This is a genomic window from Agrobacterium sp. NPDC090283 (assembly GCF_044769685.1).
GTDB lineage: Bacteria > Pseudomonadota > Alphaproteobacteria > Rhizobiales > Rhizobiaceae > Agrobacterium.
Map to the genome: position 1 here is coordinate 192847 of NZ_JBIVYG010000005.1, position 13774 is coordinate 206620.

General features: G+C 62.4%; 12 protein-coding genes. 5 read left to right on the forward strand and 7 right to left on the reverse strand.

Going from position 1 to position 13774, the window contains the following annotated elements:
* Window positions 1-18 precede the first annotated feature (18 nt).
* The 6 genes from ACIQUH_RS10105 to ACIQUH_RS10130 are packed head-to-tail and all read right to left on the reverse strand — an operon-like array spanning window position 19 to window position 7839.
* Window positions 19-1413, reverse strand: coding sequence for an L-serine ammonia-lyase (locus tag ACIQUH_RS10105; protein ID WP_400814384.1), 1395 nt, complete (start codon window positions 1411-1413; stop codon window positions 19-21).
* A complete protein-coding gene (glyA, locus tag ACIQUH_RS10110; RefSeq protein ID WP_400814386.1) occupies window positions 1414-2682 on the reverse strand; it encodes a serine hydroxymethyltransferase in 1269 nt (422 codons plus the stop codon). It lies immediately after the preceding gene.
* Window positions 2683-2697: 15 nt separating this feature from the next.
* Entirely contained in the window at window positions 2698-3252 is a 555-nt protein-coding gene (soxG, locus tag ACIQUH_RS10115; protein ID WP_400814388.1) for a sarcosine oxidase subunit gamma family protein, read from the reverse strand.
* Between the two features lie 13 nt (window positions 3253-3265).
* On the reverse strand, window positions 3266-6256 hold the full coding sequence (locus tag ACIQUH_RS10120; protein ID WP_400814390.1) for a sarcosine oxidase subunit alpha: 2991 nt from the start codon (window positions 6254-6256) through the stop codon (window positions 3266-3268).
* Complete coding sequence (locus tag ACIQUH_RS10125; RefSeq protein WP_137005439.1) at window positions 6253-6573, reverse strand: sarcosine oxidase subunit delta; 321 nt, start codon at window positions 6571-6573, stop codon at window positions 6253-6255. Before ACIQUH_RS10125 ends, ACIQUH_RS10120 begins: the two co-directional genes overlap by 4 nt.
* Window positions 6574-6585: 12 nt before the next feature.
* Window positions 6586-7839, reverse strand: coding sequence for a sarcosine oxidase subunit beta family protein (locus tag ACIQUH_RS10130; RefSeq protein WP_269827198.1), 1254 nt, complete (start codon window positions 7837-7839; stop codon window positions 6586-6588).
* Between the two features lie 85 nt (window positions 7840-7924).
* On the opposite strand from ACIQUH_RS10130, the gene ACIQUH_RS10135 reads away from it, so the two are divergent.
* Window positions 7925-8971 carry a GlxA family transcriptional regulator gene (locus ACIQUH_RS10135; protein WP_400814393.1) on the forward strand — a complete coding sequence of 349 codons (1047 nt, stop codon included), beginning with the start codon at window positions 7925-7927 and terminating at the stop codon, window positions 8969-8971.
* 6 nt (window positions 8972-8977) lie between these two features.
* On the opposite strand, the gene ACIQUH_RS10140 is transcribed toward ACIQUH_RS10135, so the two are convergent.
* Window positions 8978-9295 (reverse strand): hypothetical protein, encoded by a 318-nt coding sequence (locus ACIQUH_RS10140; RefSeq protein ID WP_220319421.1) that lies wholly within the window; start codon window positions 9293-9295, stop codon window positions 8978-8980.
* On the opposite strand from ACIQUH_RS10140, the gene ACIQUH_RS10145 reads away from it, so the two are divergent.
* From ACIQUH_RS10145 to ACIQUH_RS10160, 4 genes are read left to right on the forward strand one after another with little or no spacing between them, the layout of a single operon-like run.
* The gene (locus tag ACIQUH_RS10145) at window positions 9254-9964 is read left to right on the forward strand and encodes a GntR family transcriptional regulator (protein ID WP_220319406.1); all 711 of its coding nucleotides are present in this window, start codon (window positions 9254-9256) and stop codon (window positions 9962-9964) included. The genes ACIQUH_RS10140 and ACIQUH_RS10145 overlap by 42 nt on opposite strands.
* Window positions 9961-10872, forward strand: a complete 912-nt coding sequence (locus ACIQUH_RS10150) for a dihydrodipicolinate synthase family protein (RefSeq protein WP_400814396.1) — start codon at window positions 9961-9963, stop codon at window positions 10870-10872. Before ACIQUH_RS10145 ends, ACIQUH_RS10150 begins: the two co-directional genes overlap by 4 nt.
* A complete protein-coding gene (locus tag ACIQUH_RS10155; RefSeq protein ID WP_400814398.1) occupies window positions 10865-12382 on the forward strand; it encodes an aldehyde dehydrogenase in 1518 nt (505 codons plus the stop codon). The genes ACIQUH_RS10150 and ACIQUH_RS10155 overlap by 8 nt, the downstream gene beginning before the upstream one ends.
* On the forward strand, window positions 12379-13725 hold the full coding sequence (locus tag ACIQUH_RS10160; protein ID WP_400814400.1) for an NAD(P)/FAD-dependent oxidoreductase: 1347 nt from the start codon (window positions 12379-12381) through the stop codon (window positions 13723-13725). The genes ACIQUH_RS10155 and ACIQUH_RS10160 overlap by 4 nt, the downstream gene beginning before the upstream one ends.
* Window positions 13726-13774: the final 49 nt, after the last annotated feature.

Sequence of the window (13774 nt, forward strand, 5' to 3'; positions counted from 1 at the left end):
CTGCTCCCCCTTGATAGTTCAGCACTCGGGCAGATTGACGGCGATGCCGCCCTGCGAGGTTTCCTTGTATTTCACATGCATGTCGCGGCCGGTCTCGCGCATCACGGTGATGCAATTGTCGAGCGGCATGAAATGGGTGCCGTCACCACGCAGCGAAAGGCTGGCCGCAGAGACGGCCTTGATGGCGCCGAGCGCATTGCGCTCGATGCAGGGAACCTGAACCAGCCCGGCCGCCGGATCGCAGGTCATGCCGAGATGATGTTCCAGCGCGATTTCGGCGGCATTTTCCACCTGCGCATTGCTGCCGCCTAAAACCGCGCAAAGCCCGGCCGCCGCCATGGCCGCCGCCGAACCCACCTCGCCCTGGCAGCCGACTTCCGCCCCCGAGATCGAGGCGTTGTGCTTGATGAGACCGCCGATGGCCGCAGCCACCAGCAGAAGATCGCGGATGCCTTCCCGGCGCGCGCCGATGCAATGGTCGAGATAATAGCGCGCCACCGCCGGCACCACGCCCGCCGCGCCATTGGTGGGTGAGGTGACCACGCGCCCGCCGGCGGCGTTTTCCTCATTCACCGCCATGGCGTAGACGCTCATCCAGTCATTGGCCTGATGCGGCTGGTTAAGGTTCAGCCCGCGCTCCGATTGCAACTGTTCATGGATCGCCTTGGCTCTGCGCTTCACCTTCAGCCCGCCGGGCAAAATACCCTCCTGCGTCAGGCCGCGCTCGATGCAGCTTTCCATCACCTCCCAGACGCGGTCCAGCCGCGCATCCAGTTCCGACCCGTAAACAACCTCCTCATTCGCCCGCTTCATCTGGGCGATGGTCTTGCCCGACGCGCGGCCCATGCGCAGCATTTCGGCCGCCGTGCTGAAGGGATAGGGCACCGATTGCTGCTTGCCGGCGCTCAATCCGCCGGCCGACCTTTGCAGCTCTGTTTCGGTGACGACGAAGCCGCCGCCAATCGAATAATAGACCTCCCGGTGATAGGTGTTTCCCTGGCGGTCGCAGGCGATCAGGACCAGCCCGTTGGCATGGCCGGGAAGCGGCGGGCCATAATCGAAGACCAGATCCCTGTCCGGATCGAACCGCAGCGGCGGCAGCCCCTCGGGCTGGACAAGGCCGGTCCGGCGCACCTCCGCCTCGATCTCCTCCACCCGGTCCGGATCGAGCGTATCGGGCTTCAGCCCGCACAGGCCGAGAATGACCGCGCGGTCCGTCGCATGGCCCTTGCCGGTAAACGCGAGTGAGCCATGCAGGCTCGCCCGCAGGCCGAACAGGTCTCCGGCCCCCGGGAACTTGTCGCCGCCGCGCAGATCGTCAAGAAACCGGGCGGCCGCGACCATGGGCCCCATCGTATGAGAAGACGATGGGCCGATGCCGATCTTGAATATATCGAAGACCGACAGGAACATTTACGAACCGTAGATCGGGAAGGCGTCGCAAAGTGCGGCAACCTGTGCCCGCACCTGGGCCTCGATTGCGGCGTCGCCCTCGGCGTTGACCGAAAGCGCATCGATGACGCGCAGGATCAGCACGCCGATCTGCTCGAATTCAGCCACGCCGAAACCGCGTGTGGTGCCGGCGGAGCTGCCGAGCCGGATGCCCGAGGTGACCAAGGGCTTTTCCGGGTCATTAGGGATGGCGTTCTTGTTGCAGGTGAGACCCGCCCGCTCCAGCGCGATTTCGGCAACCTTGCCGGTGACGCCTTTCGGACGCAGATCGACCAGCACCATATGGCTGTCGGTTCCGCCCGAGACGATACCGAGACCACCTTCTGTCAGTACTTTAGCCAGCGCCTGTGCATTGGCGATGACCTGGCCGGCGTAATCGGAAAATTCCGGGCGCAGCGCCTCGCCGAAAGCCACGGCCTTGGCGGCGATGACATGCATCAGCGGACCACCCTGATTGCCGGGGAAGACGGCCGAATTCAGCTTCTTGGCGAGATCGGCATCGTTGGTGAGGATCACGCCGCCGCGCGGGCCGCGCAGCGTCTTGTGGGTGGTGGAGGTGACGACATGGGCGTGCGGCACCGGGTTCGGATATTTGCCACCGGCGATCAGGCCGGCATAATGGGCCATGTCCACCATCAGATAGGCGCCGACTTCATCGGCAATCTCGCGGAAACCGGCAAAATCGATCTGGCGCGGATAGGCGGAAGCGCCCGCCACGATCAGCTTCGGTTTCGTTTCCAGCGCCTTTGCGCGCACCTTCTCCATGTCGATCAGATGTGTATCGGCATCGACCTCATAAGAAACGACGTCGAACCATTTGCCCGACATCGTGACCGGCGAACCGTGGGTCAGGTGGCCGCCATGGGCAAGCGAAAGCCCCATGATCCGGTCGCCCGGCTGCAGCAGCGCCAGAAACACCGCCTGATTGGCCTGCGCGCCGGAATGCGGCTGTACATTGGCGAATTCCGCGCCGAAGAGCTGCTTCAACCGCTCGATGGCGACCGCCTCCACCTTGTCGACGAATTCGCAGCCGCCGTAATAACGCTTGCCGGGATAACCTTCGGCATATTTGTTGGTCAGCACCGAGCCTTGAGCGGCCAGGACATCGGCCGAAACGATGTTTTCCGAGGCGATCAGCTCGATCTGCGTTTTCTGGCGGTCGAGTTCCTCGGCGATAGCGTCGGCGATCACCGTGTCCGAAACGGTATTATGTGACAGGCGGTTGAGCATATTTCTTCTCCCAGATCAGGCGATATCCGCCGCAAGTTCCTTGCAGCCGGTTTCAAGCAAATGGCCAAGATGCGACACGAAACTGTTCCAGATAACCATGCGGAAACGGTCAGGCGCATCGCGCCAGAGCACTACGGTCACACCGTCGAAAATCGTCCGGCGTCCCTCGCCGACGGCAATCGTCTCAATGTCGCGGGCGCAGCCGAGCGTCAGCAGTTCGGCGGCCTGCGGACCTTCGATCAGCAGCGTCACTTCCCGTCCGGAAATATCGACCAAGCTGTGCGGATGGCTGACGTAAACGCCTGCGCAGGCAGCGATCAGCCGATCGATTTCAGCTATCGGTGCAAGGATGGTCCATTCGTCGGGACCAAGCCGCAGAACCTCGATTTCGCCCGTGGCGGAGCGGGTGCCGATCCGGTCGGGCAGGCTCAGGCCAAGGGCGGCGCTGAGCGGCACCAGATCGCCGCGCGCACGCAGTGACAACCGGGCTTGTGCGGCCAAGATGCTGACCCGGGCTGCTTTGCTCTCGGCCAGCGTGCCGGGAACGGGGGAGGAAACGCGCATATTCATTGTCATCTCCGGGTCAAATCTTCAGGCGGGTGTTTTCGGGATCGACAAAGACAATCCCGGTGATTTTCGCGGCAATGGTGCGATCCAGCATCGGAATATAGACGGTCTCGCCCATCCGCTCATGCCCGCCTTCCACCAGAGCCAGCGCGATCGGCTGGCCGACGGCATCCGAATGATAGGAGGAGGTCACATGCCCCACCATTTTCATCGGGATCGGCTGTTTCGGGTCGAAGACGATCTGTGCGCCCTCTTCCAGCTTCGAGCGGTCTTCCGTCAGAAGGCCGACGAGGTGGCGGCGATCCTTGGCGACGAGATCGGGGCGGGCAAGGCCGCGCTTGCCGACGAAATCGGGCTTGTTCTTGCCCACGGCCCAGCCCATCGCGGCGTCATAGGGTGTGACCGTGCCATCAGTATCCTGGCCGACGATGATGTAGCCCTTTTCGGCACGCAGCACATGCATGGTTTCGGTGCCATAGGGCGTGATGCCATATTGCTGGCCGGCCTCCCACAGGATTTCCCAGAGCTTGCGGCCAAGCGGCGCAGGCACGTTGACCTCGAAGCCGATCTCGCCGGTGAAGCTGACGCGGAACAGCCGCGCCGGCATGCCGGCCACGGTGCATTCCACGCAGGACATATGCGGGAAGGCCTCTTCCGTCAGCTCGACGCCTTCCACCAGCGGTGCGAGCAGCTTTGCCGCATTCGGGCCGTTGAGGGCAATGGTCGACCATTGTTCTGTCGTCGAGGTCAGCCAGACATTGAGATCCGGCCACTCCGTCTGGAGATAGTCCTCCATCATGTTCAGCACACGGGCCGCACCGCCTGTCGTGGTGGTGACGTGGAAACGATCCTCGGTCATGCGGCCGATAACGCCGTCATCGCGGATGAAGCCGTCATCGCCGAGCAGCAGGCCGTAACGGCAGCGGCCGGGTGCGAGCTTCGTCCAGGGATTGGTATACATGCGATTCATGAACTCGACCGCGTCAGGACCGACAACCTCGATCTTGCCGAGTGTCGAAGCATCGAAAATGCCGAGGCTTTCGCGCACCGCCCGGCATTCGCGCCCGACCGCCGCATCCATGTCTTCGCCCGGCTTCGGGAAATACCAGGCGCGACGCCATTGCCCGACCGGCTCATAGACCGCGCCATGGGCTTCGGCCCACCCGTCGATCTGCGTCTTGCGCGTCACCTCGAAATGCGCGCCGCGGTGATAACCGGCGAAAGCCCCGAAGGTCGTCGGCGTATAGGGCGGGCGGAAGGTGGTTAGACCCACTTCCGGCTGTCGCTTGCCGAGCGCTTCCGCCGCGATGTTGAGACCGTTGATGTTGGACATCTTGCCCTGATCGGTCGCCATGCCGTTGGTGGTGTAGCGCTTGACATGCTCGATGGAGCGCATGCCCTCCCGCACGGCAAGCCTCAGATCCTTGGCGGTCACGTCGTTCTGGTAATCGACGAAAGCCTTGGCCTTGCCGGCATCGCGGTCGCTCGGCAGTTCCGTGTGCGAGACACCGCTGCCGGTACGATCATGCTCCACCGCATGGCTGGAAGAATTGGCAGCCTTGCCAAGTGCGGCAACGACTTCACGACCCCGCTCCGCGCCGTCCTTCAGCGCGGCCTCGATGCCCCAGAGCCCGCGTCCGGCGCCTGCTATCACACAGTCCTCATTGGTGAGGGCGGGCAGGAAGGTCGTGCGCTCGTCATCCCAGGCAAGCTTGCCCTGCGTGTGGGAGAAGAGGTGCAGCGACGGCGTCCAGCCGCCCGACATCAGCACCGCGTCGCAGGCGATCTCCTGTCCCGCAGCGACCGTGGAACCATTCATCGGATTGATGCGGACCGACTTGACGCGCAGCCGTCCCGACGTTGCCGTGACCGTATGCGACAGCTTGACCGGAATGCCGAGCGCACGCGCCTCGTTCACCAGTTCTTCCCGCACCCTGGCGCGGGTATCGACAATCGCCTGAACGCGCGCGCCGGCACCGTGAAGATCAAACGCCGCATACCAGGCGCTGTCATGGCTCGTCACCACCACCGGGCGGTTGCCGACCTTTACGCCGTAACGGTTGAGATAGGCCTGCGCCGCGCCCGCGAGCATAACGCCCGGCCGATCATTGCCGTGAAAGACCAGCGGCTTTTCCAGAGCGCCCTGCGCCAGCACCACCTGCCGCGCGCGTACCCGCCACAGGCGTTCGCGCGGCGTATCCTTCGGCACGGTCTCAAGATGATCGGTCAGCTTTTCGCAAAGGCCGATCATGTTCTGATGGTAATAGGCAATGGCCGTCGTGCGGGTCATGATCTTGACGCCGCGCTCCTTCAGCGCCTTCAATTCATCCGCCAGCCAGGTCCATGCCGGCTTGCCGTCGATCTTCGCCTGCGGTTCGGAAAGCAGCGTACCGCCGGCTTCGGCATTTTCATCGACCAGCACGACCTTCAGACCATCGACCGCCGCCGCGCGCGCCGCCGCCAGACCGGCAGGACCGGCGCCGACGATCAGCACATCGCAATGCAGGTTGCGCGAAGCATAGGTGTCCGGGTCTTCCTCCTTGGGAGAAACGCCGAGACCCGCGGCCGCGCGGATGAAGGGCTCATAGACCTTGTTCCAGAAGCTCTTCGGCCACATGAAGGTCTTGTAGTAGAAACCGGCCGAAAACAGCATATAGGCCATGTCGTTGACGGCGCCGATGTCGAATTTCAGGCTCGGAAATTTGTTCTGCGAGGTCGTTTCCAGCCCGTTCCAGATTTCCTGCATGGTAGCGCGGGTATTCGGCTCGAACCGGCAGGCGCTGCGGCGGGTGCCTATCAGCGCATTCGGCTCCTCGGAACCCGCCGCCACCGGGCCGCGCGGGCGGTGGTATTTGAACGAGCGGCCCATCAGATGCACGCCATTGGCCAAAAGCGCCGAGGCGACCGTATCGCCCTTCGCTCCGCGATAGGTCTTGCCGTCAAAGGTAAAGTTTACCGAGCGGGCGGCATCCACACGGCCACGGCCGGAAACGCGATAGGAGTTCATTTCGACACCTCGGAACTTGCTGGGGCGCGGGTCAGGGAAGACAGTTCAGGTCGCGGCTCGCCCGCGCGATAGGTCGTCAGGAACCGGTCGCTCACCGTGTCGCGAACGGCATTGAAGAAGCGACCGCAACCATGCAGGTGCCGCCAGCGCTCAAAATGCGGACCTTTGACGTTTTCGCGGATGAACAGGAATTCTTCCCATTGTTCATCGGTCTGCGACGACGGGTCGGCGGCGCGGACGATATGGGCCTGTCCGGCATAGGTGAATTCGGCTTCGGGCAGCGTTTCGTTGCAATAGGGGCAGCGGATCAAAAGCATGGGGTCAGCTCCTCAATGCGCCACGGCGGCGGCGGCGGCCTCGTCGATCAGGCGGCCGGAGCGGAAGCGTTCCAGCGTGAAGGGCGCGTTGATCGGGTGCGGTTCGTTTTTGGCGATGGTCCAGGCGAAGGTATGGGCAGCGCCCGGCGTGGCCTTGAACCCGCCCGTACCCCAGCCGCAATTGACGTAGAGCCCATCGACCGGCGTCTTGCCGAGAATGGCCGAGCGATCCGGCGTGACATCGACGATGCCGCCCCATTTGCGCAGCATGCGCATGCGGTTGAAGATCGGGAAGATTTCGACGATGGCCGCGATCGTATGTTCGATCAGCGGCAGGCCGCCGCGCTGCGAATAGGAGGTGTACTGGTCGGTACCCGAACCGATCACCAGCTCGCCCTTGTCGGACTGGCTGATATAGGCGTGCACCGCATTGGACATGACCACGCAGGGGAAGATCGGCTTGATCGGCTCCGACACCAGCGCCTGCAGCGGATAGCTTTCGAGCGGCAGGCGGACACCGGCCGTATCCATGACGACAGATGTGTGGCCAGCGGCCGAGACCGCGACCTTCTTCGCCTTGATGAAGCCGCGCGCCGTTTCCACGCCGGCAACGGAGCCATCGGCGTTACGGCGAATGGCGGTGACCGGGCAGTTCTGGATGATATCGACGCCACGGGCGGCGGCGCCGCGGGCATAACCCCAGGCGACCGCATCGTGGCGCGCCGTGCCCGCACGCTCCTGCAACGCGCCGCCCATGACAGGATAGCGGGCATTCGGCGCAATGCTCAAGGGCGGGCAATATTCCTTGCATTCTTCCGGGCTGAGCCAGCGATTGTCGACACCGTTCAAGCGGTTGGAATGGATATGACGCTTGAAGCTCTGCACGTCGTGCACATTGTGGGCCAGCATCAGCACGCCGCGCCGGGAATACATGACGTTGTAGTTCAGCTCCTGGCTGAGGTTCTCCCACAGATCGACGGCATGGTCATAAAGACGAGCGCTCTCGTCATAGAGATAGTTGGAGCGGATGATCGTCGTGTTGCGGCCGGTATTGCCGCCGCCGAGCCAGCCCTTGTCGATGACGGCGACATTGGTGATGCCGTGCTGGCTGGCCAGATAATAGGCAGCCCCCAGACCATGGCCGCCGGCGCCGACGATGACCACGTCATATTCGGCTTTCGGCTGACTGTCGGGCCATTGCTCGTCCCAGTTCTTGTGGCCGGTCAGGGCATTCCGCAAAAGATTGAAGGCATTAAAACGCGTCATGAGCGGACCCGATGGTTGGAAAATCTCGTGTCGCAAAAGCTAGGAGCATTTGTTGCGCCCCGGCTGGACAATCGCGTCTGTTTGCATGAATATTTGCGTCATGACCTCACACCGCGCCAGAAAACGCCTCAGCGTCGCCTTCCTGCTTGCCGACCGTTTCACGCTGTCGGCCTTTGCGAATTTCGTCGATGTGCTGCGTCTTGCCGCCGACGAGGCCGACCGTTCCCGGCCGATCCTGTGCGAATGGTCGGTGCTGTCGGCAACCTTGAGCAGCGTGCAATCGAGCTGCGGCGTGAAAGTGCAGCCGGATACGCGGCTGATGGATGCCGGGCACTACGACTATATCGTGGTTGTTGGCGGTTTGATCAGCGATCACAGCGCCCTGCCGCAGGAGGCGCTGCGCTTCCTTAAAGACCGGGCGGCGGCGGGCATTCCCATCGTGGGGCTCTGCACCGGCGTTTTCATTCTGCACGAGGCCGGCCTGCTCGATGGATATCGCTGCTGTGTGAGCTGGTTCCACCACCAGGATTTTCTCGACCGGTTCGAGACGGTGCAAATGGTCTCCGACCAGATCTTCGTCATCGACCGCGACCGGCTGACCTGTTCCGGCGGCCATGGCGCCGCCCATCTGGCCGCCTTTCTCGTCGAGCGCCATGTCGGCCAGTCCGCCGCCATCAAAAGCCTCAATATCATGATGATCGACAGCGCGCTGAGCGGCGAAAAACCGCAGCCCGGCCAGCAGAGCGCACGCAAGGCCAATGATCCCCTGGTGAAAAAGGCGATCCTGCGGATGCAGCAGAATATCGAGGTTCCGAGGACCGTGCTGGAACTGGCAAATGATCTCGGCCTTGGCCGCCGCAGCCTCGAACGGCGTTTCCTGAGCGACCTGAACGCGACGCCGTCCAAGGTCTATCTCGAGCTTCGGCTGGACCGTGCCCTCTCCCTCCTGCGCACCACGCATGACACGATCACCCAGATTGCGCTCGCCACCGGTTTTTGCGACGCGCCCCACCTTTCCCGCACGCTGCGAACCGAGCGCGGTTTCACCCCCAGCGAATATCGCAAGACCCAGGCCGGCCACGTTGCAACCGACGAGGAATTCGCCGTCGGCGTGCTGCTTCCACAGCCCTGACCGCGCTCAGATCATCGCCAAACCGGGCTTTCCACGCCCTGTCCGCTGCTGAAACGGGGCGGTCTCGCCAGCCCATGCAAACAACCAAAATTCTTTAAAGCATAATATTTTCAATAATATATGCATCATCAGGCGTGCGAAATCACGGAAATGAATTATTTTCTTATAAGCAATGTATAACGAGATTATACAATTTCGTTGACTCATCGCAAAAGCCGTGTCAGCTTTTTCAACGTCGACAGGAATGGAATGCGCCCACACCGGTTCGGGCAGGAGGTTTGGATGAAAAACGGCAAGAACGGCTTGTATGAAGATATCAAGCATCAGATTCTGACGATGGAACTCGACCCCGATCAGGATCTCGATGAGGTGAGCCTCGGCGCACGCTACGGCCTGTCGCGCACGCCTGTCCGGGAAATTTTCCGCCGTCTCGAGGGTGAGGGTTACATCGATATCCGCGCCAATCGCGGCGCGCGTGTCATTCCGATGAATCACCAGACGCTTCGGCACTTCTTTCTGGTCGCACCGATGATCTATGCCGCGATCGGCCGCCTCGCCGTACAGAATTTCCGGCCAAAACAGCTTGGCGAATTGAGGGACACGCAGGAGCGGTTCCGCACGGCAAGCCTGACGGGCGATGCGCCGGCCATGGTGGTGGAAAACAACCATTTCCACGCCCTGATCGGCGACATGTCCGGCAACGTCTATCTGCAGGCGAGCCTCGGCCGGCTGCTGATCGATCACGCCCGCATCGGTCACACGTTTTACCGGCCGCGCAACGACGACATGCGCGAGCGCCTGAAGCTCGCCGTCGAGCATCATGACGGCTTCATCGCCGCGATTGAAAAGCATGACGAGGATGCCGTTGTCGATCTGGTTTTCGAGCATTGGGAATTGTCGCGCGAGAACATGGAAATGTTCATCGCACCACAGGGAATGAAGGCGGATGCCCTCGTCGAGGTGCCCGTCGCAGCGATGGAGAAATCGTCTTGAAGTTCGAAGGCATATATACTCCGGCGATCACGCCGCTTGGGCCCGATGGGCAGATCGACCGTGACGGTTTCGCAGCCGTTCTGGAACATCTGATCGAAGCCCGCGTCCACGGCATCATCGTCGGCGGTTCCACGGGTGAATATTACGCGCAGACGGCGCAGGAGCGCTTCGATCTCGCCGCTTACGCCAAGCAGGTCATCGGCACGCGGCTGCCGCTGATCGTCGGCACCGGCGCCACGCGCACCGAGGATTCCATTGACTATGCCAAGGCCGCGAAGGAAATCGGGGCGGACGCCATTCTCGTCTCCTCGCCGCCCTATGCGCTGCCGACGGAGCGTGAAAATGCGGTCCATGCGCTGGCCGTCGACCGCGCCGCCAATCTGCCGATCATGCTCTACAACTATCCCGCCCGCATGGGCGTGGTGATGGGGGAAGAATATTTTTCCCGCGTCGGCAAATCCAGGAACGTCGTCGCCATCAAGGAAAGCTCCGGCGACATGGGCAATCTGCATCTGCTCGCCCGCAAGTTTCCGCATATTGCGCTCTCCTGCGGCTGGGACGATCAGGCGCTGGAATTCTTCGCCTGGGGGGCGAGAAGCTGGGTTTGCGCGGGCTCGAATTTCCTGCCGCGCGAACATGTGGCGCTCTACGAAGCCTGCGTTCTCGAAAAGAATTTCGACAAGGGCCGCGCGATCATGACCGCGATGCTGCCGCTGATGGATTTCCTCGAATGCGGAAAGTTCGTGCAGTCCATCAAGCACGGCTGCGAGATCATCGGCCTGAAGGCCGGTCCCGCCCGCGCCCCGCTCAGGCCACTCAATTCCGAGGAAAAACGCACCCTCCAGACTGTCGTCGCCACCTTGAAGCGCACCGTTGCCCAGATCACGTCGGGAGCCAATCATGTATGAACCTTTGACCGCCGCCGAATACCGCGCGATCGCCGCCAATCTGCAATTGCCCGCCAATGCCTTCATCGACGGCGCTTTCGTCCCGGCGAAATCGGGCAAGACATTCACCTCGACCAACCCCGCCACCGGCGATACGCTGGCCGAAATCGCCGCCTGTGACGCAAGCGATGTGGATTTCGCCGTCGCCAAGGCGCGGGAAGCCTTCGAGGACGGCCGTTGGCGCAACCTTGCACCGGCCGACCGCAAGGCGATCCTGCTCGATTTCGCCAAGCTTCTGGAAAACAACCGGCACGAACTGGCCGTCATGGAAAGCCTCGACAGCGGCAAGCCGATCCGCGAATGCCAGACGGTCGATGTTCCCGATACGATCCATACCATTCGCTGGCACGCCGAACTGATCGACAAGCTTTACGACAATACCGCCCCGGTCACCGGCAATGCGCTCGCGATGATCGTGCGCGAACCCGTCGGCGTCGTCGGCTGCGTGCTGCCGTGGAACTTCCCGCTTTTGATGCTCGCCTGGAAGATCGGCCCGGCGCTTGCCTCCGGCTGCTCGGTCATCGTCAAGCCGGCGGCGGAAACGACGCTGACGACGTTGCGCGTCGCCGAACTCGCCCATGAGGCCGGCATTCCGGCCGGCGTCTTCAACGTCGTCACCGGCGGCGGCAAGGAAGTCGGCGAGCCGATCGGCCTGCATATGGATGTCGACATGGTGGCCTTCACCGGTTCGACGCCGACTGGACGGCGGTTCCTGCGTTATGCCGCCGATTCCAACCTCAAGCGCGTCGTGCTCGAATGCGGCGGCAAGAACCCGGCGGTGGTGCTGGATGACGCCGAAGACCTCGATCTCGTTGCCGAGCAGGTCGTCAACGGTGCCTTCTGGAACATGGGCGAGAATTGCTCGGCCTCCTCGCGGCTGATCGTCGACGCGAAGATCAAGGACGAACTGCTTCAGCGGATCGGCGCCTATATGCGCGACTGGAAGATGGGCGACCCGCTCGACCCGGAAAACCGCGTCGGCGCGCTGGTCAGCAAGGCCCATTTCGACAAGGTCCATTCCTTCCTTGAGGATGTGAAGACCGAGAAGCTTTTGATCGTTCACGGCGGCAAGACCGAGAAGGGCATCTTCATCGAACCCACGGTGGTCGACAAGGTGACGCCGGCGAGCCGGCTTTTCCAGGAGGAAATCTTCGGCCCGATCCTGTCGGTGACGAGTTTCAACACGCTGGCCGAGGCGGTCAGTCTCGCCAATGACACGAATTACGGCCTCGCCGCCTCCGTCTATACCGCAAGCCTGCGCAAGGCGATCCGGCTGTCGCGGGAAATCCGCGCCGGTATCGTCACCGTCAACTGCTTCGGTGAAGGCGACGCCACCACGCCCTTCGGCGGCTACAAGGAATCCGGTTTCGGCGGGCGCGACAAGTCGATCTTCGCGCACGACAATTATTGCGAACTCAAGACGATCTGGATCGACATATCGGATCGTTCGGTGGACGAGACGGTCAGATGACGAGCCGGTCCGTCAAACGTTTGCCGGTCGAAAACGGCATCTCGGGCTGGGAGGCGATCAGCAAACGTTCCTTCCCGGTCCGCAGCCTGGAAGGCAACGTGACGGCGGACTGGTTGATCATTGGCGCGGGTTTTGCCGGTCTTTCGGCTGCCCGCCGCCTCACGCAGCTCCGTCCCGGCGACAGGATCGTCGTGCTCGATGCGAGCGAGGTTGGTAGAGGCACGTCCGGACGCAATTCCGGCTTCATGATCGACGTCCCGCATAACCTCGCCTCCGGTGAATATTCGCGCGGAGCGGCCGATGCCACCCAGCTCGAAATGGCGCAGAACCGGTCGGCGATAAAATTCGCCGGCGAGGCGGCGGCGGAATATGAAATGTCACGCCAGACATTCGATCCGGCCGGCAAGATCAATGCCGCCGCCACCGAGCGGGGACTGAAACTCAACCAGAGTTTCGGCCTGTCGCTGAAAAACGCCGGCGAAAAACACCGTTTCCTCGATGCGGCCGAGATGCACGCGTTGACGGGATCGGATTATTATCTCGGCGGGCTTTATACGCCGGGAGCGGTGCTGATCCAGCCGGCGGACTATATTCGCGAACTGGCCGCCGGCCTGTCGTCGAAGGTGGACCTGTTCGAAAATTCGCCCGTCACGGCGCTCAGACACGAAAATCACATCTGGACGGCGGTGACGCCGAAGGGCCGCGTCAGCGCTCCGAAGGTCATTCTCGGGGTGAACGGCCATATCGACGATTTCGGCCATTTCGGCGGACGGCTGATGCATATTTTCGCCTATGCCTCGATCACCGCGCCCTTTGCGGCCGACGATTTCGGCCACCGCGTCTCGGGCGAGGACAGATGGGCGCTTTTGCCTGCCGATGCGATGGGCGCGACCGTGCGCAAGATCACCTCAAGCGGCCAGTCACGCATCGCGATCCGCACGAAATACACCTATGAGACGACGGTCGGCATCAGCGAGCGGCGGCTTGCAAAGATGGCGCAGGCGCATCGGCGTTCGCTCGACGCCCGCTTTCCCGGCCTTCGCAATATCGGTTTCGAGCACAGCTGGGCCGGCAGGCTTTGTCTCAGCCGCAACCATGTGCCCGCCTTCGGCGAGATCGAGGAGGGGCTTTATTCCGCCTGCTGCGAGAACGGGCTCGGCACCGTGAAAAGCACGCTTGCCGGCATGATGGCGGCGGAACTGGCGACCGGCAACGCCTCCAGACACCTCGAAGAATACATGGATCATCCCGAGCCCACCCGGCTGCCGCCGGAGCCTTTCGCGTGGCTCGGCATCAATTCGGTGATCCGATTGCAGGAATTGCGTGCAGGCCGCGAGGGATGATCCCTCCCGCGCAATAGGAGGACCGGGCCGGCGTCGGGTCTTCGATAAG